Here is a 25,100-nt window from a genome sequence, read left to right as displayed (position 1 = left end):
TAACACGTCGGCTCTGACGTGGGTTTCTAGGAGGTGGTGCTCGCGGTCGTGCGGGACCGTTTCCAGCAGGGGTGGGGGACGGTGACCGATCCGGGGCGCGCGCGTCCACGCGCGCCCCGGAACCGGCCGCCGTGGGCCCCGCTCGGGTCCACGGCCACCGGCCGAGGGCCGTCCCCCTCAGCCGGAGATCTTCAACTGCTCAGCCCTGGGCGGCGATCCGCGCCAGCCGCTGGGCCTGCTCCCGGGTGGAGCGGGCGATGGCGTCCTCGTCGACGGTGAGCAGTCGGCTGTCCTCCACGATCTGCTCGCCGTTGACGAAGGACGCGGTGACCGGGGCCGCGGCGCCGAAGACGAGTGCGGTGACCGGGTCGGCGATCGAGGCGTGGGCCAGCGTGTCGAGCTTCCACAGCACCAGGTCGGCGAGCTTGCCCGGCTCCAGCGAGCCGATCTCGGCGGCGCGGCCGAGTACTTGGGCACCGCCGTAGGTGCCCAGGCGCAGCGCCTGACGGGCGTTCAGGGCGGCCTCGCGGTGGGCGCCGAGGCGGTTGACGAGCAGGGCGTTGCGCAGTTCGGTGTGGAGTTCGCCGGACTCGTTGGAGGCCGTGCCGTCGACACCGAGGCCGACCGGGACGCCCGCGGCGAGCATGTCCGGGACCCGGGCGATGCCCGCGGCCAGGCGGGCGTTGGAGGACGGGCAGTGCGCGACGCCGGTCTTCGTACGGGCGAAGGCGGCGATGTCGGAGTCGTTCATGTGGACGCAGTGCGCCATCCACACGTCCTCGCCGAGCCAGCCGGTGGACTCGAAGTAGTCGGTGGGGCCCATGCCGAACAGCTCGTGGCAGAACTTCTCCTCCTCGACCGTCTCCGAGCCGTGGGTGTGCAGCCGCACGCCGAGCCGGCGGGCCAGTTCGGCGCCCTGGCGCAGGAGTTCGGTGGAGACGGAGAAGGGCGAGCAGGGTGCGACGGCGACCTGGGTCATCGCGTCGAAGGAGGCGTCGTGGTGCTCCTTGACGGTGGCCTCGGTCGCGGCGAGCGCGCCGTCCAGGGTCTCGACGGCGAAGTCCGGGGGCAGTCCGCCGTCCTTCTCGCTGCGGTCCATGGAGCCGCGGGCGAGGGTGAAGCGGACGCCGGTCTCGCGGGCGGCGCGGATGATGGAGCCGGACAGGTCGCCGGAGCCGCGCGGGAAGACGTAGTGGTGGTCCATGGCGGTGGTGACACCGCCGCGGGCCATCATGGCGAGGGAGCCCTGCGCGGCCGCGTAGGTCATCGGCTCGTCGATGCGCGCCCAGGTCGGGTACAGCGCGACCAGCCAGTTGAAGAGGTTGTGGTCGGTGGCCAGGCCCCGGGTGATCCACTGGTAGAAGTGGTGGTGGGTGTTGACCAGTCCGGGGGTGACCAGGTGCCCGGTGGCGTCGATGCGCCGTACGACGTCCGTCAGGTCCTCGGGGGCCCGTCCCGCGCCGATCGCCTCGACGCGGTTGCCGTTGAGCACCACGTGGCCGGAGGCGTACTCGGTGTCGTGGGCGTCCACGGTCGCGATCGCACAGTTGTCGATGACGATGCGCCGGTCTGCTGCCATGGTTCGTCCTTTGCGCTGTTGTGGAGAGGGCACGGCAGGACCCCGGGGGATTTGAGTGCCGCGGCCGGGTGCACAGGACCCGGCCGCGGGTGCCGAGATGGAGTTGCTAGAGGTTGGTGAGGTCCACCGGGATCCGCGCCTCGCAGCCGTCGCGCAGGACGGTGGCCTCGATCAGGCCGTAGGGGCGGTCGGCGGCGAAGTACACCTCGTTGTCGTTCTTCAGCCCGAACGGCTCCAGGTCCACCAGGAAGTGGTGCTTGTTCGGGAGGGAGAAACGGACCTCGTCGATCTCGCTGCGGTTGTTGATGATGCGCGCGCCCATCTGGTACAGCGTCTGCTGGAGGGAGAGCGAGTAGGTCTCGGCGAAGGCCTGGAGCATGTGCTTCCTGGCCTGCTCGTAGGACTTCTCCCAGTGGGGCATCTTCTGTTCGTCGTCGGTCCAGTTGAACCGCCAGCGGCCGGAGACCTGCGTCGCCAGGATGCGGTCGTAGGCCTCCTTCAGGGTCGTGTACTTGTCCTTGACGTAGCCCCAGAATTCGGAGTTGGTCGAGTTCATCACCACCAGGTCCTTCAGACCGGAGATGACCTCCCAGGAGGTGCCGTCGTAGGTGATCTGGGTGACCCGGACCTCCTGGCCCTGGCGTACGAACGAGTGCTTGACCTCGTCGGCGCCGATGAAGCGGGAGTTGGCGTCGGACGCCTCGATCCGCTCCCAGGCGTACTCCTCGATGCGGATGCGGGCCGTGTCGATCGGCTCCTGCGAGGTGACGAAGTGCCGGGCGAGGTGGATGCCGAACTGCTCGGCCGACTCGATGCCGTACTCCTTGGCGAACGCGTACACCGTGTTCTTGGTGGTGTCGGTCGGCAGGACATGGGCGTTGGAGCCGGAGTAGTGGACCTCGTCCATCCGCCCGGAGAGGGCGACCGAGACGTTCAGGTCCTTGATGTGGTGGGTGGCGCCGTCCCGCGTGATCTTCACGACCCGGTTCTCGGCCTTGCCGTACTGGTTCTGTCCCAGGACGACGGGGCGAGCAGGGCGGGAATGGTCGGTCATCTAGCTAGCTCCCTCGGTAAACGGAGTAGCCGAACGGGTTGAGCAGCAGCGGTACGTGGTAGTGCTCGCCCGGTACGACGGCGAACGTGATCGCCACCTCGGGGAAGAACACCGCGGTTCCGCTGTCCCGGTTCGCGGGGGCGTCCTGCTGCGCATCGGCTTGCTTCTTCTCGGACTTCAGGAAGTACGCCTCGACGGCGAAGTCGAGCCGTACGTGGGTGGTCCCCTCCGGCAGGGCGGGGAGGTCCTTGCACCGGCCGTCGGCGTCGGTGGCGGAGGCGCCGAGCGGCTGCCAGTCCCCGTCCCGTCCGGCGCGGACGGAGAGGTGGACGGCGACGTCCTCGGCGGGCCGGCCGACGGAGGTGTCCAGGATGTGCGTGGACACGGAGGCGGTGGTGCTGGTGCTCATGGTGTCAGGCGTCCTCTTCGACGAGTCGGGCCAGTCGGATCCGGTTGATCTTGCCCAGCTCGGTGCGGACGGTCTCGCGTTCCTGCTCCGGCGAGTTGCCGATCCGCTCCTTGACCGCGTCGCGCATCTGCTCGCCGGTCCGGCCGGTGGCGCAGATGAGGAAGACATGGCCGAACCGGTCCTGGTAGGCCAGGTTCAGTTCGAGCATCTCGGCCCTGAGTTCCTCCGAGGCGCCGGCCATGCCGCGCTGTTCGCGGGCCGAGGTCGGGTCGCCGGGCTTGGGGCGGCCGATCGGCGGGTGGCCGGCCATCGCCTCGGCGAGGTCCGCCGCGGTCAGGTCGGCCGTGGCGGCGTCGCTCGCGGCGTAGAGGTCCTCGGTGGTGGCGTACGGGCGGGCGGCGAGCAGCCGGTCGCCCCAGGTCCGGGAGGCGCACGCCTCGTGGAGCGCGGCGCGGGCCGCGGGCTGCTCCAGGGCGTTGAACCGGATCAGGCCCGGCGTGGATGTGGACGTCACGGGAGCCTCCGTGGCCTTGTGCTGAACGGGCTGCCGATAGCTAACGCCCTCCGCAACACCACGTCAACACTTTGTTGAAAATTCCGGGTAACGAAACCCGGCGGGCCCCCGGGGGCCCGTCAGACCCCCTTCTCGCGGTTCAGGTAGTTGTAGACGGTGAAGCGGCTGACACCCAGGGCGCCGGCCACGGTCTCCACCCCGTGCCGCACGGAGAAGGCGCCGCGCGCCTCCAATATCCGTACGACCTCCTGCTTGGACTTGCGGTCCAGTTCGGCCAGCGGCTTGCCGCGCTTGCGCTCCATGGCGGCCAGGATGTGGTCGAGGGAGTCCGCGAGCTGCGGCAGGCGCACGGCGACGACGTCGGAGCCCTCCCAGGCGAGGACCACGTCCTCCGGGCCGGCCTCGTCGGGCGGGACCATCTCGCCGCCCATGGCGTCGACCAGCGGCTTCACCGCCGCGATGAAGGGCTCCTCGCTCACCGCCCGTCCTCCCCAATCACATTGACCTGCAGCGAGACCCGGGTGGCCCCGGACTCCAGCGTCCGGCGCAGCAGCGCGTCCACGGCGGTGAGCACGGCGTCCGCGCCGCCCTCCGCGGTGTTGCCGAACGGGCCGACGTCCACCGCGTCCAGCTCGGCCGCCTCGATGACCTGACGGGCGACGACCGCGTGCGCGGGGGCCTCGTCGAGATCGAAGGGTTCGGTCGTGAATTCCACTCTCAGTCGCACGCGCTCAACCTAACGCGCGCCACCGCTTTCCGCCGAGCCCTCTTGACAAGCCCGGACACCCGACGGCAATCTTCCAATACGCAGAAACTAACTTCCGCAATACGGAATCTCGACACGGAAGGGAGCGCCGGCGACATGGGATTCGCAGAGCAGCGCTTCAACGTCAACCTGTCGATCCTCTTCACGGAACTCCCGCTCCTGGAGCGCCCCGCGGCCGCCGCCGCGGCGGGCTTCACCGCGGTCGAGCTGTGGTGGCCCTGGATCGACACCCCGACCCCCGAGCGGTCCGAACTCGACGCCCTGAAGAAGGCGATCGTCGACGCGGGCGTCGCACTCAACGGCCTGAACTTCTACGCCGGACAGCTCCCGGGCCCGGACCGCGGCGCCCTGTCGGTGCCGGGCGAGGAGTCGGAGCGGTTCCGCGCCAATATCGAGGTGGCCGCCGACTTCGCACGCTCCCTGGACTGCCGGGCGCTCAACGCGCTGTACGGCAACCGCGTGGCGGGCGTGGACCCGGCCGAGCAGGACGCGCTGGCGCTGGAGAACCTGGTCCTCGCCGCCCACGCAGCCCACCGGATCGGCGCGGTGCTGCTGATCGAGGCGCTCAACGCGCCCGAGTCGCCGCACTACCCGCTGGTGTCGGCGCCCGCCGCGCTCGGCATCGTCGACAAGGTCAACGAGGCCACCGGCCTGGGCAACGCGAAGTTCCTGATGGACCTGTACCACCTGGCCATGAACGGCGAGGACCTGCCGGCCGTGATCGAGGCGTACGCCGCGAAGACCGGGCACGTGCAGATCGCCGACAGTCCGGGCCGGGGCGCGCCGGGCACCGGCACCCTCCCCCTCGAAGACCTCCTCGACCAGCTGGACAAGGCGGGTTACGACGGCCGGGTCGGCCTTGAGTACAAGCCGGGCGACCGCCCGAGCGCCGAGAGCTTCGACTGGCTTCCCCGCTGACCTCCCGACCGAAAGGCACCACCGTCATGAGCAACACGCTTCCCCGGATCGCCTGGATAGGCCTCGGCATCATGGGCTCCCCCATGTCCGAGAACCTGATCAAGGCGGGTTACGACGTCACCGGCTTCACGCTGGAGCAGGACAAGCTGGACCGCCTGGCCGCCGCCGGGGGCACCGCGGCCGGCTCGATCGCCGAGGCGGTCAAGGACGCCGACGTGATCGTCACGATGGTGCCCGCCTCCCCGCAGGTCGAGGCCATCGCCTACGGCCCGGACGGCATCCTCGCCCACGCCCGCTCCGGCGCGCTCCTGATCGACATGTCCTCGATCACCCCGCAGACCTCCGTGGACCTCGCGAAGGCGGCCCGGGACCGGGGCGTCCGCGTGCTGGACGCCCCCGTCTCCGGCGGCGAGGCCGGCGCGATCGAGGCCGTGCTCTCCATCATGGTGGGCGGCGAGCAGGCCGACTTCGACGAGGCGAAGCCCGTCTTCGAGGCGCTCGGCAGGACCATCGTGCTCTGTGGTCCGCACGGCTCGGGCCAGACCGTGAAGGCCGCCAACCAGCTGATCGTCGCCGTCAACATCCAGGCGTGCGCCGAGGCCGTGGTCTTCCTGGAGAAGTCCGGCGTGGACCTGGAGGCGGCGCTGGACGTCCTCAACGGCGGCCTCGCGGGCTCGACGGTGCTGACGCGGAAGAAGGACAACTTCCTGGACCGCGACTTCAAGCCGGGCTTCCGGATCGACCTACACCACAAGGACATGGGCATCGTGACCGACGCCGCCCGCAACGTCGGCGCGGCCCTGCCCGTCGGCGCCGTGGTCGCCCAGCTCGTCGCCTCCCTGCGCGCGCAGGGCGACGGCGGCCTGGACCACTCCGCGCTGCTGCGCGCGGTCGAGCGCCTCTCCGGCGACCGGGTCTGACGGTCCCCACAGCTCCGGGCGGCGGCGTCGCTGACACCTGTCCTGTCGCGCCCAAGCGGCGGCGCCGCCCGGAATCCACTCCCCAGGGCACCCAGCACATTCAACAAACTGTTGACGCTGCGTTCACCCGCTCCTAGGCTCCGCAAAGCGGAAACAGGTTTCCGCTGACACCCGCACGGAAGGTCCACGATGTCGAAGCGCGTGCTCTCGGCGCGAACTCTCACTACGGAGTCCGGCGCCCCGGTCGCAGACAACCAGAACTCCGCCTCCGCCGGCGTCGGCGGTCCGCTCCTCCTCCAGGACCAGCACCTCCTGGAGAAGCTCGCCCGCTTCAACCGTGAGCGCATCCCGGAGCGCGTGGTGCACGCCCGCGGTTCCGGCGCGTACGGCTACTTCGAGGTGACCGACGACGTCACCGGCTTCACCCACGCCGACTTCCTGAGCACCGTCGGCAGGCGCACCGAGGTGTTCCTGCGCTTCTCCACCGTGGCCGACAGCCTCGGCGGCGCGGACGCGGTCCGCGACCCGCGCGGCTTCGCCGTGAAGTTCTACACGGAGGAGGGCAATTACGACCTCGTCGGGAACAACACCCCGGTGTTCTTCATCAAGGACCCGATCAAGTTCCCCGACTTCATCCACTCGCAGAAGCGCGACCCGTTCACCGGCCGCCAGGAGCCGGACAACGTCTGGGACTTCTGGGCGCACGCCCCCGAGGCCACGCACCAGGTGACCTGGCTGATGGGCGACCGCGGCATCCCGGCCTCGTACCGCCACATGAACGGCTACGGCTCGCACACCTACCAGTGGACGAACGCCGACGGCGAGGGCTTCTTCGTCAAGTACCACTTCAAGACCAACCAGGGCGTGCGCTGCCTCTCCTCCGAGCAGGCCGCCGAGATCGCCGGCCAGGACCCGAACTCGCACCAGACGGACCTGCTCCAGGCGATCGAGCGGGGCGTCAACCCGTCCTGGACGCTGTACGTGCAGATCATGTCGGCGGCCGAGGCGGCGGAGTACCGCTTCAACCCCTTCGACCTGACCAAGGTCTGGCCGCACCGGGACCACCCGCTCCGGCGCGTGGGCCGCCTGGTCCTGGACCGCAACCCCGACAACGTCTTCGCCGAGGTCGAGCAGGCCGCGTTCTCCCCGAACAACTTCGTTCCGGGCATCGGCCCCTCCCCCGACAAGATGCTCCAGGGGCGGCTCTTCGCCTACGCGGACGCGCACCGCTACCGGCTGGGTGTCAACCACACCCAGCTCGCGGTGAACGCCCCCAGGGCGACGACGGCGCGGAACTACGGCCGGGACGGCCTGATGGCGGCCAGCTCCCAGGGCCGGTACGCGAAGAACTACGAGCCGAACTCCTACGACGGCCCGGTGGAGACCGGCCGCCCGCTGTCGGCGCCGCTCGCGGTGAGCGGCCACACCGGCACCCACGCGGCCCCGCTCCACACCAAGGACGACGACTTCTTCCAGGCCGGCGAGCTGTACCGGCTGATGTCCGAGGACGAGCGGTCGCGGCTGGTCGCGAACATCGCCGGCGGCCTGTCCCAGGTCTCCCGGGACGACGTGATCGAGAAGAACCTCGCCCACTTCCACGCCGCCGACCCGGAGTACGGCCGGCGCGTGGAGGAGGCGGTCCGCGCCCTGCGCGAGGACTAGGAAAACTCCCTGACCGCGCCCGAGGCGCCGGACGACCCGGATGAGGGGTGGTCGGCCGGCACCGGGGGCGCGGGACGGGGTGCGGACCGCGGCGGTGTGCGAGCCAGTGCGGTGGTGAAGGATCCGGGGCTCTTCTCGACCTGAGGGAAGGGGTGTTCGGACTCCGTCGCGACCGCCGCGGTCCCGGCAACACGTTCCCCCAGCCTCACCGGCTGAGCAGCGCCGGATACGGACGGTCCCGTATCCGGCGCTGTTCGCGTGTCCGGGTCGCGTCGCGGCCGCCCGCGCAGGAGCCTGGGGACATGGCACAACCGACGCAGCACCCGCACATCGTGGTCCACTCCCCCGCCCTGGACGGGTCCCGGCGGGTCACCGCGGGCGAGGAGACCCTGGGCATCGCCACGCACCTCGACGACGTCGCCGAGTTCCTCCGGCTGGCCGACCTCTACGTCACCGATGTCGAGGGGACCGACCTGATCGAATGGCAGGGCGGCGGCCCCGAGGACTGGCCCGGCCTCTCGGAACACCACGAGCACCACGGGACCCACGGGACCCACGGCACCCACGGCACCCACGGGCCCTGAGCCACCTACGCCGGCGTCCGTACACCGGCTACGCAACCCTCAAATCAAGCTCTGAACCCGCGCCCGGGGGCTTCAACTCCCCCCGGGCGTGGGCACATCCTCGTCACACGGGGCCCGTCGGCACGGGGGCGGCGGGCCCCGGCGGGCCGCACTCCGGTCAGGGGTGTCCGGGCGGTCCGGTACGACGGGGGCGGTCCGAGGCCCGCCGACGCGGGGGTGTGCGGCGGGCCTCGGACCGGAGACGACGAAGAGGGGCGGCCCATCCGAGGATGGGCCGCCCCTGATCCGTCCTCCGGGTCAGACCTTCAGCGTCCTGATCGAGGTGGGCGCGTGGCCGGGCTCGGTCGCCAGCTCCTCGAACTCCACGACGTTGCCGATGTCGTTGGTGGTCGACATGGAGATGTTGGTGACGCGCTCCAGGATCGCCTCGACGACGACCGGCACCCGGTACTCGGCGGCGAGCTTCTTGGCCTGCTCGAAGGCGGCCCCCAGCTCGGCGGGGTCGGTCACCCGGATCGCCTTGCAGCCGAGGCCCTCGGCGACCTTGACGTGGTCGACACCGTAGACGCCCAGCTCGGGCGAGTTGATGTTCTCGAACTCCAGCTTGACCTGGAAGTCGATGTCGAAGGCCCGCTGCGCCTGGCGGATCAGGCCCAGGTAGGCGTTGTTCACCAGCACATGGACGTAGGGGATGCGGTGCTGCGCGCCGACCGCCAGTTCCTCGATCATGAACTGGAAGTCGTAGTCCCCGGAGAGGGCGACGACCGGCGACTCGGGGTCGGCCGTGGCGACGCCGAGGGCGGCCGGGACGGTCCAGCCGAGCGGGCCCGCCTGGCCGCAGTTGATCCAGTGCCGGGGCCGGAACACGTGCAGCATCTGGGCGCCGGCGATCTGGGAGAGGCCGATGGTGGAGACGTACCGGGTCTCCGGGCCGAAGGCCTTGTTCATCTCCTCGTAGACGCGCTGCGGCTTGATCGGGATGTCGTCGAAGTGCGTGCGGCGCTGGAGGGTGGCCTTCCTCTCCTGCGCGGACGCCGCCCACGCGGAACGGTCGGGCAGCGAGCCCGCCGCCTTCAGCTCCTTCGCGACCTGGACGAACAGCTCCAGCGCCGCCTTGGCGTCGGAGGCGATGCCGTAGTCGGGGGCGAAGATCTTGCCGATCTGGGTCGGTTCGACGTCCACGTGGACGAAGGTCCGGCCCGCCGTGTAGACGTCGAGCCTGCCGGTGTGGCGGTTGGCCCAGCGGTTGCCGATGCCGAGGACGAAGTCGGACTCCAGGAAGGTCGCGTTGCCGTAGCGGTGCGAGGTCTGCAGGCCCACCATGCCGGCGTTCAGCTCGTGGTCGTCGGGCAGCAGGCCCCAGCCCATCAGGGTGGGGACCACCGGGGTGCCGGTCAGCTCGGCGAACTCGACCAGCAGGTCGGCGGCGTCGGCGTTGATGACGCCGCCGCCCGCGACGATCAGCGGCCGCTCGGCGGCGTTCAGCATCCCGATGGCCTTCTCGACCTGGGCGCGGGAGGCGGCCGGCTTGTAGACGGGCAGCGGCTCGTAGGTCTCCGGGTCGAACTCGATCTCGGTGAGCTGGACGTCGATCGGCAGGTCGACGAGGACCGGCCCGGGACGACCGGAGCGCATCAGGTGGAACGCCTGCTGGAAGACGCCGGGGACCTGCGCGGCCTCCAGGACGGTCACCGCCATCTTGGTCACCGGTTTGGCGATGGAGGCGATGTCGACGGCCTGGAAGTCCTCCTTGTGGATCACGGCGGTCGGGGCCTGGCCCGTGATGCAGAGGATCGGAATGGAGTCGCCGATGGCCGAGTACAGGCCGGTGATCATGTCGGTGCCGGCCGGTCCCGAAGTGCCGATGCAGACGCCGATGTTGCCCGGGTGGGTCCGGGTGTAGCCCTCCGCCATGTGCGAGGCGCCCTCGACATGCCGGGCGAGGGTGTGCCGGATCTCGCCGGAGGCCTTGAGCGCCGCGTAGAACGGGTTGATCGCCGCGCCCGGCACACCGAACGCGTTGCTGACGCCCTCGCGCTTGAGGATCTCAACTGCCGCGCGGGCAGCGGTCATTCGTGCCATCGAGTACTCCTGCTTCGGCCGTCGGATTCGCACTCCCGTCGCGCCCCGCGGTGAGCGTCTTCCGTTGTCGTCTTCCGCATTAAATTCCACATTGCGGAAATCAGTTTCTACTATCTGGAAGCAATGTAGGTGGAGGGACCAAGCCCGTCAAGAGACGGACAAGCCGGGGCTCCCTGCCGCACCATGGGTGGCATGCCCCAGAGCTCGGCGGTGCGCTGCCCGGCCTGTCAACGTGAGCACCGGTATGTCGCTCCGTCGTATCCGTGCGTGTGCGGCGCCCCCGTGGCTCCGCCGCTGGACCCGCGCGGCGCCGCGTCGGTCGTCGCCCGCCGTGTGTGGGCCGAGGAGTGGGTGACCGTGGAGTGCGCCTCCTGCGGGCACCGCGGCCAGTGGCCGTACCCGGAGCTGGGCTGCCCCTGCGGCGCCACGGTGCGGATCCCGGTGGCGGACACCCCGGCCGGACCCTGCGCCGACACCGCCACCGACGCCGACGCCAGCACCGACGCCGACGCCGACACCGTGGAACCGGCCGAGCCCCGGCACCGTCCCGCGTTCCAGCCGGTCACCATCCGCACCGCGCGCGACGCGGTCACCGCCGCCGCGCTGTATCTGCGCTGGCTCGGCTACCGGGACATCCGGCGCGCCGACCAGCGGCCGCCGGCCGGCGTCGGTCTCGCCGCGCGCGGCCTGCTGGCGCAGGTCGACCCGACCGTGCGCCCGGCCGCCGCCCGGGACGTGGAGTGCCTGTGGCTGACGGCCATGACCGAGTCGTCCGCCTGCGCCTACTTCTCGCTCGCCGGGTACGCCACCGAGGCCCGCACCCGGGCCGACTCGCTCGGCGTCCCGCTGTTCGTACTGGACCTCACGGGCACCCCGCAGCCGGTCAACAGCCACGCCGACGACCTCGACTCCTCCGCATGACCCGCGCGCACGACCGCGCCGGCCCCCTCTCGCACGGGGACCGGCGCGGCGCGCGCGGTGTCACGGACCGGGGTCGCGGGTCCGCCTACGGGTCCACACAGCCGATGGTGCCGACCGGGTAGTTGTTGCCGGTCGAGTTGGCCGTGAAGCCGAACGTGACGCTGCCGTCCGGCGGGATGGTCGCGTTGTAGGCGGCGTTGGTGACCGTGAGGGTCCCGTCGGCCGCGGTACTGAGCGTGCCGTTCCAGACGGTGTTCATCCTGGTTCCGGCGCCCGGCTGCCAGCTCACCGCCCAGCCGTTACGGGGCGTGGTTCCGTGGTTCATCACCTCGACCGAGCCCTGGAAGCCGCCGTTCCAGGCGCTGGTCACCGAGTAGACGGCCATGCAGGAACCGGTGTGCGGGTCGGTCGGGGTGGGTGTGGGAGTCGGCGTGGGCGTCGGCTCGCCGGTCGAGCCGCCGATGCCCGTCACCTCGCCGTTGCCACCGTCGAAGACGATGTCGGAGCAGGAGAAGAAGTTCTCCGGGGAGTCCGAGCGCACCCACTGGATGAACAGCACCGCGTCACCGGTACGGCCCGAGGGCAGGTTCAGGTCCCAGTAGTAGTGACCGGTCTCGGTGCCCACCGAACCGGACTGCGGCGGGTTGGTGACCGTCTGGACCAGGTCCAGGTCGTCCCAGCCCAGCTCGGTCGTCGGCGAGTAACCGGGCTTGGACACGTAGACCCGGAAGTCGCCCGGGTGCGCGGCCCAGTTGCTGTACTTGACCCGGATCGACGCGCCCGAGGTCAGATGGGTGCGCGGCCAGTCGGCGCGGGCCGCGTTGTAGCCGGTGAAGTTGTACGGGGACCGGTCTCCGGCGCTGCACAGCGTGCCGTCCGGCACATAGCCGGCGCCGCGGCCGGCCGCGGCGGAGTCGAGCACCGCGAACCAGTTGTACAGGGCGTTCGCCCCGCTCTCGGCGAGCGCGGCCTCGCAGGCCGGGTTCGTCGGGTCCAGGGCGCCGGTGCTGGTCTTGGCGTCGATGTAGCAGAGGTAGGTGCGTGAGCCGGGCATCATCGCCACCCCGTGCGCCTGGGCGCTGCCCTGGCCGAGCAGGGCCAGGCCCAGTCCGCTGAGCAGGGTGGCCAGCACCGCCGCCCAGGAGAGGAGGCGGTTTCGACGTCTTGCCATGTGTCTGTCTCCTGTCGGTCGTCGAGCCGTCGCTGTGGAGCCCTCCGCCCGCCCGGGGCCGGCTGTGCGCCGGGCGGGCGGAGGAGTTCGGGGGTACGGGCCGTGCGGGACCCGTCCCGGTACGCGCGGGTCAGGCGACGGTGCAGGCGGTGCCGTTCAGGGTGAAGGCGGCCGGTTCGGCGAAGGTGCCCGAGTAGGTGCCCTGGAAGCCGAAGCTCTGCGAAGTGCCGGGCGCGATCCGCGCGTTGTGCGCGACGGGGCTCGCCACGACGGCGCCGGAGTCGCCGGACAGGGTCGCGTTCCAGGCGCCGGTGATCCGCTGCCCGGACGGCAGGGCGAAACCGAGCCGCCAGCCGTCGACGGGGGCCGAACCGGTGTTGTGGAGGGTGACGTTGGCGGTGTACCCGCCCTGCCACACATTGGTGTCGTACGCCACCCGGCAGCTCGCCGCGGGGTCGGGGTCGCCCGGGTCACCGGGGTCGGTGCCGCCGGTGTTCACGGTGGAGGAGAAGGAGTTGACCGCCAGCCCGGCGCCGTTCTGCCACGGCTCGAAGCCTGCCTGAACACTCGTCAGATACCAGCTGGGCTGGGCCAGTCCGCGGGCCACCGCCTGGTCGACGAAGTCCATGACGTCGAAGCTCCACTCGGCGATCGCCGACGGGGCGACGAAGGAGATCACGTCGTTGGCGCCGTTGCTGCCGGTCCACACCTCCCAACTCCGGCCGCCGACGGTCGCGGTGCCGGTCTGCGAGCCGATCGGCTGGACAGGCCCGACCCGGTTGAACCAGATCATGATCTCGGTCCGGTTGACGCCGTCGGTACGCGGCGTCGGGTCCAGCCAGATGTCGTACGAGGCGTTGTAGACGGCGTCGCCGACGTAGCCGTAGGAGATGCTGCTGGGGGCGCTGGAGACGCCGCTGACCTGGGCGGGGAGGTTGGTGCCGGGTGAACAGGTGGTGTAGTGGCAGCCGTTGAACACCGACGGGTACGACTTGGGGGCGCCGTTGGTGGGCACCGAGCCGTCGGCCTGGGTGACCCGGAAGCCGGTGTCGGTGGCGGTGACGCACTGGGTGGCGGCGGTGCCCCAGCGGTTGTTCTGGACGACGTAGCGTCCCTGGATCACGGTCGTTCCGTACTGGTCGCAGATCAGCGTGTCGGCGCGGGCCGGCGGACCGGCCGTGAGGAGCGCCGCGGCGGTGGCCAGCACGGTGAGCAGGGCGCCGAGGAGCGCGCGGGGAGTGCGGAGGCGGTGCGGGGACAAGCGCATGTGGGGGGCCTCTCTGCGGGGACCGGATGCGACAGGCGGGTGCCGGGGTTCCAGGAGCGCTCCCGCCTCCCCAATGATGGGAGCGCTCCCACTCCACCGGTTTCGTCGCGACTGTAGGAGGACCACATGTCCCTGACAACCCTGCGTGCGCGAATCCACCGAATGGATTTACCGGCGCCCGCCCGGCACTCGGGGCGCCCGGCCCCGCGACCGACGCACCGCCGCGCGGGGGCGCCCCGGCCCGGACGCCCCCGCGGCGGTCAGTCCCCGTAGCGCTCGCGCAGCTCCACCTTGCGCACCTTCCCGGAGACCGTCATCGGGAAGGAGTCGAGGATCCTCAGGCGGCTGGGGACCTTGTAGTGGGCGAGGCGGCCGTCGCAGTAGGCGCGCAGTTCCTCCAGGGTGAGCGGGTCGCCCGCGTCGCTCGGGATGACGCAGGCGAGCACCTCCTCGCCGTACCGCTCGTGCGGGACGCCGACCACCTGGACGTCGGCGATCCCCGGGTGGGCGTGGAGGAACTCCTCGATCTCTCGCGGGTAGATGTTCTCGCCACCCCGGATGATCATGTCCTTGATCCGGCCGACGATCTCGACGTACCCGTCCTCGCGCATCACCGCCAGGTCGCCGGTGTGCATCCAGCGGGCGGGGTCGACGGACTCGGCGGTCCGCTCCGGCTCGTTCCAGTAACCGAGCATCACGCCGTAGCCGCGGGTGCACAGCTCTCCGGCGGTGCCGCGCTCCACGGTGACCCCGGTGGCGGGGTCGACGACCTTCACCTCGACGTGCGGCAGGACGCGGCCGACGGTGCCGGTGCGGTGCTCCAGGTCGTCGTCCGTGCGGGTCTGGAGGGAGACCGGGGAGGTCTCGGTCATGCCGTAGGCGATGGACACCTGCTCCATGTGCATCTCGGCGACGACCCGCTTCATCACCTCCACCGGGCAGGGCGAGCCGGCCATGATGCCGGTGCGCAGCGAGGTCAGGTCGTACTCGGCGAAGTCGGGCAGGTTCAGCTCGGCGATGAACATCGTCGGGACGCCGTACAGCGAGGTGCAGCGTTCCCGCCGGACCGCCTCCAGGGTGGCCCTCGGCTCGAAGGACGGGGCGGGGATGACGATGCAGGCGCCGTGCGTGGTGGCCGCCAGGTTTCCCATGACCATGCCGAAGCAGTGGTAGAACGGGACCGGCAGACAGATCCGGTCCTGCTCGGTGTAGGCGATCGACTCCCCCACGAAATAGCCGTTGTTGAGGATGTTGTGGTGGGAGAGGGTGGCGCCCTTGGGGAAGCCGGTGGTGCCCGAGGTGTACTGGATGTTCACCGGGTCGTCGCAGGACAGGTCGGCGGGCAGCTCGCGCGGGACGGCCCGGCCGAGCAGCGCGTCCCAGCTCGGGTCGTCGAAGTGGACGGCCTCGCGCAGGTCGGGACAGTCGGGGCGGACCTCGTCCACCATGGCCCGGTAGTCGCTGCCCTTGTGCCCGAGCGAGCTGAACAGCAGCGAGATTCCCGCCTGTTGGAGCACGTACGCGACCTCGTGCACCCGGTAGGCCGGGTTGATGTTCACCATGATCGCGCCGATCCGGGCGGTGGCGTACTGGACCAGCACCCACTCGGGGCAGTTGACCGCCCAGACGCCGACCCGGTCGCCCTTGCGGACGCCGCTCTCCAGCAGCGCGCAGGCCAGTTGGTCCACGTCGGCGAGGAGGCGGGCGTAGGTCCAGCGCCGCCCCGAGGGGACGTCGACCAACGCCTCCCGCTCGGGCCAAGTGGCCGCCGTACGGGCGAGGTTGTCGCCGATGGTGTCGCCGAGCAGCGGGGTCGTGCCGGTTCCGTGGGTGTACGACAGCGCGGTCACCGGAAGTCCTCCTCGCGGTACTCGGCGTCCGAGCCGGCCGCCGTGGCCTCGCGCAGTTCGATCCGGCGGATCTTGCCGGAGACGGTCTTGGGCAGCGGCGCGAACTCCAGCCGCCGCAGGCGCTTGTAGGGGGCGAGGACCTCCCGGGAGTGCTCGAAGAGCACCTTGGCGGTGTCGGGTCCCGGTTCCCAGCCCTCGGCGAGGACGACGTACGCCTTGGGGACGGCCAGGCGCAGTTCGTCGGGAGCGGGTACGACGGCGGCCTCGGCGACCGCCTCGTGCTCCAGCAGCGCGCTCTCCAGCTCGAAGGGGCTGATCTTGTAGTCGGACGCCTTGAAGACGTCGTCGGCGCGGCCGACGTAGGTGAGGTAGCCGTCGGCGTCCCGGGAGCCGATGTCGCCGGTGCGGTAGTAGCCGCCCGCCATCGCCTCGGCCGTGCGGTCGGCGTCGCCGTGGTAGCCGGTCATCAGGCCGACGGGGCGGGCCGACAGGTCGAGCGCGATCTCGCCCTCGGCCGCGCCGGGGGCGCCGGTGACCGGGTCCAGCAGTTCGACGCGGTAGCCGGGGCTGGGGCGTCCCATGGAACCGGTCTTCAGGGGCTGGCCGGGGCTGTTGGAGACCTGTACGGCGGTCTCGGTCTGGCCGAAGCCGTCCCGGACGGTCACGCCCCAGGCCCGCCGGACCTGTTCGATGACCTCGGGGTTGAGCGGCTCACCGGCCGCCACGGCCTCGCGCGGCGGGGTGCGCAGCGCGGTCAGGTCGGCCTGGATGAGCATCCGCCACACGGTCGGCGGGGCGCAGAACGTGGTGACGCCGGCCCGGTCCATCTCCGTCATCAGCCGGGCCGCGTCGAAGCGCGTGTAGTTGTACAGGAAGACGGTCGCCTCGGCGTTCCACGGCGCGAACAGGTTCGACCAGGCGTGCTTGGCCCAGCCCGGGGAGGAGATGTTGAGGTGGACGTCGCCCGGCCGCAGGCCGATCCAGTACAGGGTGGCCAGGTGGCCGACGGGGTACGAGACGTGGGTGTGCTCGACCAGTTTGGGCCGTGCGGTGGTCCCGGAGGTGAAGTAGAGCATCAGCGGGTCGTCGGCGCGGGTCGGCCCGTCGGGCGTGAAGCCGGCCGGGGCGGCGGCGGTGTCCGCGTAGGACAGCCAGCCCTCGCGCGCGCCGCCGACCGCGACCCGGGTGTAGGTGCCGGGCACGTCGTCGAACTTGCCGGTGTCCTCGGCCCGCGCGACGACGTGCCGGACGCGTCCGCGCTCCACCCGGTCGCGCAGGTCGGCGGGGCCGAGCAGGGGGGTGGCAGGGATGACCACCGCGCGCAGCTTCATCGCGGCCAGCGCGGTCTCCCACAGCTCGGTCTGGTTGCCGAGCATGACCAGCACCCGGTCCTCGGCACCGACGCCCCGCTCGCGCAGCCAGTTCGCCACCCGGTCGGAGCGGTCGGACATCTCGGCGAAGGACAGCCGTGCCTCGGTGCCGTCCTCCTCGACGATGTGCAGCGCGGTGCGGTCGTTGCCGCGCGCGATGACGTCGAACCAGTCCAGGGCCCAGTTGAACCGTTCGGGCCGGGGCCAGGTGAAGCCGTCGTAGGCGGTGGCGTAGTCCTCGCGGTGCTCCAGCAGGAAGTCCCGTGCCCTGCGGAAGTCCTCGGTGGCCGACATGTGTCCTCCTTCGTTCCGGACCATTGCCCGGCGGCTCCCTGCCATCGTCTAATCCGTGACGGAGGTCTCACTACCCCCGAACGGGGGTGTACGCCGCGGAAGGAGGGCGGACGGTTGACGACGGACGTCGGCGCGATGACAGAGATCCGCGGCGCGCTGGTCCGGCTGCGCCGGGGCACGGGTCTGCCGGTCGCCTTCGGCGGGCTGGTGGAGTCCGCCCGGCCGCAGATGCTGATCAGCGAGCTGAACGGCACGGCCACGCTGTCGCTGAGCCGCCTCGCGGTGACCTCCGGCACCGGCCTCGGCGGCCGGGCCGTGGCCCTGGCGCGCCCCTGCGCGGTGACGGACTACTCCGTCTCGCGGCAGATCAGCCACGAGTACGACACCGCCGTGGCCGCGGAGGGCCTGCGCTCGGTCCTCGCGGTCCCGGTCGTCGTACGGCGCCGGGTGCGCGGTGTCCTCTACGGCGCGCTGCGCACCGCCCAGCCGCTGGGCGACCGCACGCTGTCCGCGGCCGTCGCCGCCGCCCGGGACGTGGAGCAGGCGCTGGTCGTGCGGGAGGCGGCGCGGGAACTGCTGGACGCGGCACGACCGGAGCCGGAGCCCGCGGAGGCGGGCGCGGCGTGGGAGCGGGTGCGGGAGGCGCACGCGGCGCTGCGCGCGCTGGCGCCGCGGATCGGCGACCCGGGGCTGCGCGGGGAACTGCTGGAGGCGTGCGGGCTGCTCACGCCGGAGGGGCGGGCGGGTGCCCGCGCGGAGCGGGCGGGGGGCGTGGCCCTCGCGCCCCGGGAGCTGGACGTGCTGGCGTGCGTGGCCGAGGGTGCCACCAACGCGGTCGCCGCCGAACGGCTGGGCCTGCGGCCGGAGACGGTGAAGGGGTATCTGCGCTCGGCCATGCGCAAGCTCGGCGCGCACACCCGCGGGCAGGCGGTGGCGGCGGCGCGCCGGGCCGCGCTGCTGCCGTAGCGGTGGTCCTGCCGCAGCCGCGCTGCTCCTGTAGCGGCGGTACTGCCGCAGCCGCGCTGCTCCCGTAGCGGCGGCGCGCGGGGAGCCGCCCGGGGGGTGCTCCGGGGGCCCGGACCGTCACTCCCCCATTCATCCATCCACCCGATGAATTTCCCTATGCTGCAAGGTTGTTATTCGGCTCACTCGGCAGGCCCTCCGAAATTCAAAGACCCTTGCCTAATATTGGCCAGGACACGCCACACGGAGGGGAACGGTGACCGTGCCACGGGACTTCAGGGAGCCTGCCAGATCCCGCTCCGACCTGGTCATCGGCCGGGACGAGCCGGTCGCGGCCGCGCGCGGGCAGCTCGCCCGGGGCGGCAGTGTCCTCCTGCACGGGCCCGCCGGAATAGGAAAGTCGACCGTCCTGCGGGCCTTGGCCACCGAATACGGTGAAGCGTCACGGACCGTGTTGCGCTGCTCGGCCACCGAGTCCGAATCCCACCTCCCCTTCCTGGCCCTCGCCGATCTTCTCGGCCTGGTGCTGGACGAGGTCTGCGACCGGCTGCCGGCCGCCCAGCGCACCGCCCTGGAGTCGGCGCTCACCGGACGCGGCGAGTCCACGCTCCAGCGCGACGGGCTCGCCCTGCGTCTGGCGGTGCTCTCCGCCCTGCGCGCGCTCGCCGCCGAGGGCCCGGTGCTGGTGGTCGCCGACGACCTCCAGTGGCTGGACCCGGCCAGCGCCGAACTGCTCGGCTTCGCCGCCCGCCGGCTCGGCGACACCCCGGTGCGGATGCTCTGCGCGGCCCGCACCGAGGACGAGGAGTACGACCGGCATCTACGCGCGTCCCCGCCGGACACCCTCGCCCTGCGGCTCGGCCCGCTCTCCCGCACCCAGGTGGCCGCCCTGCTCGACCACCGCGGCTACACCGGCCTGGCCCGCTCCACCGTCCGTGACGTCCACCGCACCAGCGGCGGCAACCCGCTGTTCGCGCTGGAACTGGGCCGGACGCTCGCCGAGAACCCCACCCCGCCCCGGCCGGGCGAGCCGCTGCCGGTGCCCACCTCGCTGCGCGCCCTGGTCCTCAACCGGCTCCAGATGCTCTCCGCCGACGCCCGCCACACCCTGCTCGTGGCCAGCGCCGGCGCCCGGCCCACCCTGGCCCTGCTGCGTGCCGCCGGCCGGTCCGACGCCGAGGCGGACACCGCGCGGGCGGCCGAGCTGGGTCTGCTGGCGACGGAGTCCGAGGGGCCCGCGGTGCGCTTCGCGCATCCCCTGATCTCGGCCGCCCTGTACGCCGAGGCCCCCGCCCAGGAGCGGCGGGCCGCGCACGCCGCGCTGTCGACGGCCGCCTCCGACCCCATCGAGCGGGCCCGGCACCTGGCGCTCGCCACCATCGGAACCGACCCGGAGGTGGCTTCCGCGCTGGCGGAGGCGGCCGCCCTGGCCCGGGACCGGGGGGCGCCCGCGGTCGCCGCCTCGCTCGGCCGGCTGGCGGCCCGGCACACCCCGGCCGAGGGCAGTCCGCAGACGTTGCTGCTCCAGGCCGCCGAGGACGCCATCACCGCCGGTGAGCTGGACCTCGCCCGGGACATCGCGCGCGAGGTGCTCTCCGGCTCGACGGTGCCGGCCGAGCGGGTGCGGGCCTGGATCGTGGTGGTCGAGACCGCGGGCCACGCGATGGCGGAGGTCGACGCGGTCTTCCCGCAGGCGCTGGCCGACGCGGGCGACGATCCCCGGCTGCTGGCCCTGATCCACTACCAGCTGGCCTGGCGGGCCCTGCTGGTGGACGGCGACTTCGACCCGGCCCGGGAGGAGGCGGCCTACTGCGCGGAACTGGCCGCCCGCGGCGGCGACCGGTACACGGAGCTGATGGCGCTCTCCTTCCAGGCGCAGACCGAGACCCTGATGGGCCACCCGGACGCGCCCGCGACGATCCGGCGGGCGCTGACGGAACCCCAGGACCCGCGGGTGGCCTGCCATCACAACGGCGCCGGGTACGCCCGGTTCCGCTGGCTGGTGATGAGCGACCAGCTGTCCGAGGCGCGGGCCACGGTGACCGCGCTGCTGCGCGAGGTGCGCCGGCGCGGCTCGGTGGAGAGCGAGGTGCACTTCCTGCGCGGCCTCGCCGAGACCGAACTGCGCACCGGGCACTGCGCCCGCGCCCTGGACCTGGCCCGGGAGAGCCTTCGGCTGGCCCGGGACACCGGGATCGGCGAGGTCGCCTCCGCCGTGCTGACCTCCCTCACCGAGGCCGCCGGCGGCGAGGTGGACCGGGCGCTGACGCTGGCCCGCGAGGCCCTCGACCACGCCGAGCGGGACGGCGACCAGATGTACGTCTCGCGCGCCCTGGCCGCCCTCGGCCACGCCCAGCTGGTGGCGGGGGACGCGCCCGCCGCGGTGGCCTCGCTGCGCCGGGTGCGGGAGCTGGAGGCGGGGCTCGGCATCACCGACCCGGCGCGCGGGCGCTGGCACGGCGACCTGGCCGAGGCGCTGGTCCTGATCGGGGCGACGGAGGAGGCGCAGGGCGTCATCGACACGGCGCGGGCGCGCGCGCTGCGGCTGGGCCGGGAGAGTGTGCTGGCGGTCCTGGACCGCGCGGAGGCGCTGGTGCGCGCCGCGCGGGGCGAACGGGACCGGGCGGCCGCGCAGCTGACGTCCGTGCAGGACCGGCTCGCCAAGCTCGGCTACGGCCTGGAGGAGGCGCGTGCGGCCTACGCGCTGGCCGCGCTGCGCACCCTGCGGCCGGTGCCGACCTCGTACGACGAGGCGGCGCGGCTGTTCCGGCGCTGCCGGGCGCTGCCGTGGCTGCGCCAGGTGGAGTCGGCCGCCGCCGCGCCCCCGGCCGAGCCGGCGCCCGCTCGGGCCGCCGCGCTGGACGCGCTGGACTCGCTCGCCTCGATGGAGCGTCAGGTGGCCGCGCTGGTCATGGAGGGCGCCACCAACCGGGAGATAGCCGCCCGGCTGTTCATCAGCGTGAAGACGGTCGAGGCGACCCTCACCCGCGTCTACCGCAAGCTGGGGATCCGTTCGAGGGTCGACATCGTCAGACTCGCGGCGGGCCGCCCCGGAAACTGAAGGACTCTCAGGAATTCACCTTCACCGGGGGTTTGACGACCGCCGACCGAGGGTTTTCCCTGCCCAACTCCCTTAGGGGGTTCCCTTCTTGGGTAGGGCTGCCGCGGGTTCTAGCGTAAGGGGCGTGCCGCTCGCCGGGCACACGGGGGTCTGTCCCGAGACCCCCGTGCCTCACCCCCACACCCGCGCGACCCCCCACCGGCAACCCAATGAGGAGACTCATGTTCGGGCTCAACCGTGCCAAGAAGACCGCCACCGTGCTCGCGGCCACCGCCGCGGCCGCGGCGACCGCGCTGATCGGCGTCGCCCCCACCGCCGCCGCGGCCCCCCAGCCCATCGTGGGCGGCTCGACGACCACCACGACGTCGTACCCGTTCATGATGCAGATCACGGACTCCTCGCAGAACCAGTTCTGCGGCGGCACGCTCGTCTCGGCCACCAAGGTCGTCACCGCGGCCCACTGCATGGTCGGTGAGACCACCAGCAGCGTCAGAGTCGTCGGCGGCCGCACCTACCGCAACGGCACCAACGGCACCGTCAGCCGGGTCAGCAGGATCTGGATCCACCCGAGCTACACGGACGCCACCAACGGCGACGACGTGGCGGTGCTGACCCTGTCGACGTCGATGCCGTACACGACCGCGCCGTACGTCTCGTCCACCCAGACGGGCGTGTACGCGGCCGGCACCACCGCGCGCATCATCGGCTGGGGCACCACTTCCTCGGGCGGCAGCTCCTCCAACCAGCTGCGGACGGCGACCGTGCCGATGGTCTCCGACTCCAGCTGCGGCGGTTCCTACGGTTCGGACTTCGTCCAGTCCGACATGGTCTGCGCCGGATACACCTCCGGCGGCGTGGACACCTGCCAGGGCGACAGCGGCGGTCCCCTGCTTGTCGGGGGCGTCCTGGCAGGGATCACTTCCTGGGGCGAGGGCTGTGCGCTGGCCGGCTACCCGGGCGTCTACACCCGGCTGACGACCTTCTCCAGCCTGGTGACCGCTCAGGTCAACTCGTGACCCGGAAGAACTCCTGAGTATCCCTCAGGTGCACTGCCAGGGGGCGTTGCGGGCCTCCACGAGCGGCCCGCAACGCCCCCGATCCATGTCCCGATCCAGGTCCCGGCCCGTGTCCGACGGGCTACGGCAGGACCTTGCCCAAGCGCAGGTCGTGGCCCTCGTCGGGGTGCACGGTCCCGAGCAGGTACTCCCCCTCCGCGAGGACCTCGGCGCGTTCGGCGGCGGTCAGCTCGCGGAACGGCTCGATGACGAGGGCGCCGTCGAGGATCCGCCAGACGCCCGCGAGGAAGCCGTCGACGAGGAGCGGGCAGTAGAAGGTGTTCGCCTGCCAGGTGCGGCCCCGGTCGGCGGGCGGGATCACCCGGGTGCGGTCCGCGTGGGAGAGCAGGAGGTTGTCGAACTCCGGCAGGAAGCGCGGCGGCGCCGGGGTCGCGGGGTCGGGGCGCGGCGCGTCGGGCAGGTCGAAGAGCTCGACGCCCTGTGCGTCGCGGAAGGTGAGCAGCTCGGGGCGGAGCCGTTCGAAGGCGGGGCGCATCCGGGTCAGGCCGCACCAGGTCTGCATGTCCTTCACGGAGGCCGGTCCGAAGGCGGCCAGATAGCGCAGGACGGCGGTCTCCGCGGTGGCGGCGGGTTCCTGCGGGCGGCCCAGCCAGTGTTCGGCGGTGGTCAGGGTGACCTGGGCGCTCCTGCCCCACACCCCGCGCGGGGTGGCCTGGACGAGCGGCAGCCGGCAGCGCGCCGCGATGGCCAGGGACTGCGGGTCGGCGTCCGGCCACCGCGTGCCGAGCGCCTCCCGCAGCTGCTTCATGGTGCGCGGCTCCTCCTCGACCAGCTCGCGGGCGAGGACGGCGAGCCGGTCCAGGTCGACGCCGTTCAGCCCCTTGCGGAACAGGTTGATCTCCCGGTCCCGGGCGGGCTGCACCAGGGGCCGCAGGGTGAGGCTGTCCTCGGCGGTGTGCAGATGGATGGTGGAGCGCAGGGTGACGATACGGACGGCCGCACGGCTCTCCAGCAGCCCGGCGAGTTCCCCGGTGGTGAAGCCGTCGAGCCGGGCGGCGAGCGCGTAGTACGGCGGCTTGACCTCCTGGGCCTGGAGCCCGACCAGGTGCTCCACGGCGGCCCGCGCGGCCATCGGGGTGCGGCGCAGCAGCAGCTGACGGTCGAGGGTGGCGCGGTTGAGGGCGCGGGTGCCGAGAACGGGGCCCTGGGCGGTCGTCGTCTTCGTCATGTCCGGCACGCTAGTACCGCTTGCGGACAACGACGGTCCGCGAACCCGGTTCCGCCGCGCCGCCCGATCCTCGCGCACCCCGTATAACCTGCTGCGAGATCACCCCGGGCGTCGGCCGAGAGGCAGCCACGATGTCGAAGAGCAACCGGAAGCCCGTCTGGCGCCGCGCCCTCGCGCCCCCGTCCGCCCCGGCGGAGCCCGCGCCGCGGCCGGCCGAGCCGCCCGTCCCCGAGGCGGAGCCGCCGAGCATCGTCCAGTCGGCCCTGTACCGGGACGGGGTACGGGTCTCCTCCCCCGCCACCCTCGCCGAGACCTTCCGGGAGCTGCGCGAGCAGCCGGCCGGCATGGCCTGGATCGGGCTGGCCCGCCCGACGGAGGCGGAACTGAAGTCCCTGGCGGCCGAGTTCGACCTGCATCCGCTGTCGGTGGAGGACGCGCTGGAGGCCCATCAGCGGCCGAAGCTGGAGCGGTACGGCGAGACGCTGTTCGTGGTGCTGCGGGCGGCCCGCTATCTGGACGCGCAGGAGGAGGTCGACTTCGGCGAGCTGCACGTCTTCGTCGGCCCGGACTTCGTGATCACGGTCCGGCACGGCGCGGCACCCGATCTGTCGGCGGTGCGGCGCCGGATGGAGGAGACGCCCGACCTGCTGAAACTGGGCCCGGAGGCGGTGCTGTACGCGATCCTCGACGCGGTGGTCGACGGGTACGCGCCGGTCGTCGCGGGCGTCCAGAACGACGTCGACGAGATCGAGACGGAGGTGTTCCGGGGGGACCCGGCGGTCTCCCGGCGCATCTACGAACTCTCCCGGGAGATGGTCGAGTTCCAACGGGCCACCCGCCCGCTGGTGGGCATGCTGCACGGTCTGATGGCGGGCTTCGCCAAGTACGGCACGGACGAGGAACTCCAGCGCTATCTGCGGGACGTCGCCGACCACGTCACCCACACCAGCGAACGGGTGGACGGCTTCCGACAGGCGCTGACGGACATCCTCACCGTGAACGCGACCCTGGTCACCCAGCAGCAGAACGCGGAGATGCGGGCGCTGGCGGAGGCGGGCTTCGCGCAGAACGAGGAGATCAAGCGCATCTCGTCGTGGGCGGCGATCCTGTTCGCTCCGACCCTGGTCGGGACGATCTACGGGATGAACTTCACGCACATGCCGGAGTTGCACTGGGTGTTCGGTTACCCGTTCGCGATCGGCCTAATGGCCTCTGTATGTACCGGTTTGTACATCATCTTCAAGCGACGGGATTGGCTCTGAGCAATCGGCCGCGCGAGCACACACCCAGCGACCCTGGGGCATCGGACAAGCGGGGCACCGCCCCTCTCGGGCCGCTGGGGAGAATCTGGGGAGAATGAAACACGGTCCACATCGGCCATCTCTCCCCCGCCCCAAGCAAGGGCCCTGCCGAAGCTTCCCCGTGCCGACATCCACGGGCAGCGCCAATCATCACGGTGAGTGAGCGAAGA

The 25,100-nt window shown here is 71.9% G+C and carries 21 protein-coding genes; 9 read left to right on the top strand and 12 right to left on the bottom strand.

Going from position 1 to position 25,100, the window contains the following annotated elements; translation table 11 throughout:
* Positions 1-199 precede the first annotated feature (199 nt).
* From AB0E07_RS22260 to AB0E07_RS22235, 6 genes are all read right to left on the bottom strand, one after another.
* Positions 200-1,579, bottom strand: a complete 1,380-nt coding sequence (locus tag AB0E07_RS22260; protein WP_362254707.1) for an 8-oxoguanine deaminase — start codon at positions 1,577-1,579, stop codon at positions 200-202.
* A 106-nt stretch (positions 1,580-1,685) separates the two neighbouring features.
* The gene (gene pucL, locus AB0E07_RS22255; RefSeq protein WP_362254704.1) at positions 1,686-2,633 is read right to left on the bottom strand and encodes a factor-independent urate hydroxylase; all 948 of its coding nucleotides are present in this window, start codon (positions 2,631-2,633) and stop codon (positions 1,686-1,688) included.
* Positions 2,634-2,637: 4 nt separating this feature from the next.
* Positions 2,638-3,042 (bottom strand): hydroxyisourate hydrolase, encoded by a 405-nt coding sequence (gene uraH, locus AB0E07_RS22250; RefSeq protein WP_362254701.1) that lies wholly within the window; start codon positions 3,040-3,042, stop codon positions 2,638-2,640.
* 4 nt (positions 3,043-3,046) lie between these two features.
* On the bottom strand, positions 3,047-3,556 hold the full coding sequence (uraD, locus tag AB0E07_RS22245; protein ID WP_362254698.1) for a 2-oxo-4-hydroxy-4-carboxy-5-ureidoimidazoline decarboxylase: 510 nt from the start codon (positions 3,554-3,556) through the stop codon (positions 3,047-3,049).
* A gap of 119 nt (positions 3,557-3,675) precedes the next feature.
* Positions 3,676-3,987, bottom strand: coding sequence for a helix-turn-helix domain-containing protein (locus AB0E07_RS22240; protein WP_362254965.1), 312 nt, complete (start codon positions 3,985-3,987; stop codon positions 3,676-3,678).
* A 44-nt stretch (positions 3,988-4,031) separates the two neighbouring features.
* Positions 4,032-4,283 (bottom strand): hypothetical protein, encoded by a 252-nt coding sequence (locus AB0E07_RS22235; RefSeq protein ID WP_362254695.1) that lies wholly within the window; start codon positions 4,281-4,283, stop codon positions 4,032-4,034.
* 135 nt (positions 4,284-4,418) lie between these two features.
* Between AB0E07_RS22235 and AB0E07_RS22230 the strand changes: the two genes are divergently transcribed.
* From AB0E07_RS22230 to AB0E07_RS22215, 4 genes are all read left to right on the top strand, one after another.
* Positions 4,419-5,240, top strand: coding sequence for a TIM barrel protein (locus tag AB0E07_RS22230; RefSeq protein WP_362254692.1), 822 nt, complete (start codon positions 4,419-4,421; stop codon positions 5,238-5,240).
* A 26-nt stretch (positions 5,241-5,266) separates the two neighbouring features.
* Positions 5,267-6,160 (top strand): 2-hydroxy-3-oxopropionate reductase, encoded by an 894-nt coding sequence (locus AB0E07_RS22225; RefSeq protein WP_362254689.1) that lies wholly within the window; start codon positions 5,267-5,269, stop codon positions 6,158-6,160.
* Positions 6,161-6,349: 189 nt separating this feature from the next.
* Positions 6,350-7,822 carry a catalase gene (locus tag AB0E07_RS22220; protein ID WP_362254686.1) on the top strand — a complete coding sequence of 491 codons (1,473 nt, stop codon included), beginning with the start codon at positions 6,350-6,352 and terminating at the stop codon, positions 7,820-7,822.
* Positions 7,823-8,124: 302 nt separating this feature from the next.
* Positions 8,125-8,406 (top strand): hypothetical protein, encoded by a 282-nt coding sequence (locus AB0E07_RS22215; RefSeq protein ID WP_362254682.1) that lies wholly within the window; start codon positions 8,125-8,127, stop codon positions 8,404-8,406.
* 297 nt (positions 8,407-8,703) lie between these two features.
* Here AB0E07_RS22215 and gcl read toward each other — a convergent pair whose 3' ends face one another.
* Positions 8,704-10,488, bottom strand: a complete 1,785-nt coding sequence (gene gcl, locus AB0E07_RS22210) for a glyoxylate carboligase (RefSeq protein WP_362254679.1) — start codon at positions 10,486-10,488, stop codon at positions 8,704-8,706.
* A 183-nt stretch (positions 10,489-10,671) separates the two neighbouring features.
* Here gcl and AB0E07_RS22205 point away from each other — a divergent pair, with 183 nt between their 5' ends.
* Positions 10,672-11,409 (top strand): hypothetical protein, encoded by a 738-nt coding sequence (locus AB0E07_RS22205; protein ID WP_362254676.1) that lies wholly within the window; start codon positions 10,672-10,674, stop codon positions 11,407-11,409.
* Between the two features lie 85 nt (positions 11,410-11,494).
* Here the strand turns inward: AB0E07_RS22205 and AB0E07_RS22200 are convergent, their stop codons facing one another.
* The 4 genes from AB0E07_RS22200 to AB0E07_RS22185 all read right to left on the bottom strand — a co-directional run bounded on the left by AB0E07_RS22200 (position 11,495) and on the right by AB0E07_RS22185 (position 17,361).
* Positions 11,495-12,580 (bottom strand): lytic polysaccharide monooxygenase, encoded by a 1,086-nt coding sequence (locus AB0E07_RS22200; RefSeq protein ID WP_362254673.1) that lies wholly within the window; start codon positions 12,578-12,580, stop codon positions 11,495-11,497.
* A gap of 130 nt (positions 12,581-12,710) precedes the next feature.
* Positions 12,711-13,847, bottom strand: coding sequence for a cellulose binding domain-containing protein (locus AB0E07_RS22195; protein ID WP_362254670.1), 1,137 nt, complete (start codon positions 13,845-13,847; stop codon positions 12,711-12,713).
* A gap of 260 nt (positions 13,848-14,107) precedes the next feature.
* Positions 14,108-15,697 (bottom strand): AMP-binding protein, encoded by a 1,590-nt coding sequence (locus tag AB0E07_RS22190; protein WP_362254667.1) that lies wholly within the window; start codon positions 15,695-15,697, stop codon positions 14,108-14,110.
* Complete coding sequence (locus AB0E07_RS22185; RefSeq protein ID WP_362254664.1) at positions 15,694-17,361, bottom strand: AMP-binding protein; 1,668 nt, start codon at positions 17,359-17,361, stop codon at positions 15,694-15,696. Before AB0E07_RS22185 ends, AB0E07_RS22190 begins: the two co-directional genes overlap by 4 nt.
* A gap of 135 nt (positions 17,362-17,496) precedes the next feature.
* Here AB0E07_RS22185 and AB0E07_RS22180 point away from each other — a divergent pair, with 135 nt between their 5' ends.
* The 3 genes from AB0E07_RS22180 (at position 17,497) to AB0E07_RS22170 (ending at position 22,401) form a co-directional block, all read left to right on the top strand.
* Positions 17,497-18,327, top strand: coding sequence for a helix-turn-helix transcriptional regulator (locus AB0E07_RS22180; protein ID WP_362254962.1), 831 nt, complete (start codon positions 17,497-17,499; stop codon positions 18,325-18,327).
* Between the two features lie 253 nt (positions 18,328-18,580).
* Complete coding sequence (locus tag AB0E07_RS22175; RefSeq protein WP_362254661.1) at positions 18,581-21,385, top strand: AAA family ATPase; 2,805 nt, start codon at positions 18,581-18,583, stop codon at positions 21,383-21,385.
* A gap of 221 nt (positions 21,386-21,606) precedes the next feature.
* Entirely contained in the window at positions 21,607-22,401 is a 795-nt protein-coding gene (locus AB0E07_RS22170; protein WP_362254658.1) for a serine protease, read from the top strand.
* 121 nt (positions 22,402-22,522) lie between these two features.
* Here the strand turns inward: AB0E07_RS22170 and AB0E07_RS22165 are convergent, their stop codons facing one another.
* Positions 22,523-23,629: a winged helix DNA-binding domain-containing protein gene (locus AB0E07_RS22165; protein ID WP_362254655.1), complete on the bottom strand. Its 1,107-nt coding sequence runs from the start codon at positions 23,627-23,629 to the stop codon at positions 22,523-22,525.
* A gap of 131 nt (positions 23,630-23,760) precedes the next feature.
* On the opposite strand from AB0E07_RS22165, the gene AB0E07_RS22160 reads away from it, so the two are divergent.
* Entirely contained in the window at positions 23,761-24,891 is a 1,131-nt protein-coding gene (locus tag AB0E07_RS22160) for a magnesium and cobalt transport protein CorA (RefSeq protein WP_362254652.1), read from the top strand.
* The last annotated feature ends 209 nt before the right edge of the window (positions 24,892-25,100 follow it).

It is taken from the genome of Streptomyces sp. NPDC048002, from assembly GCF_040653275.1.
Taxonomy (GTDB): domain Bacteria; phylum Actinomycetota; class Actinomycetes; order Streptomycetales; family Streptomycetaceae; genus Streptomyces.
Note: the sequence above shows the minus strand (reverse complement) of the source record. Positions and strands in the feature narration are given on the sequence as shown.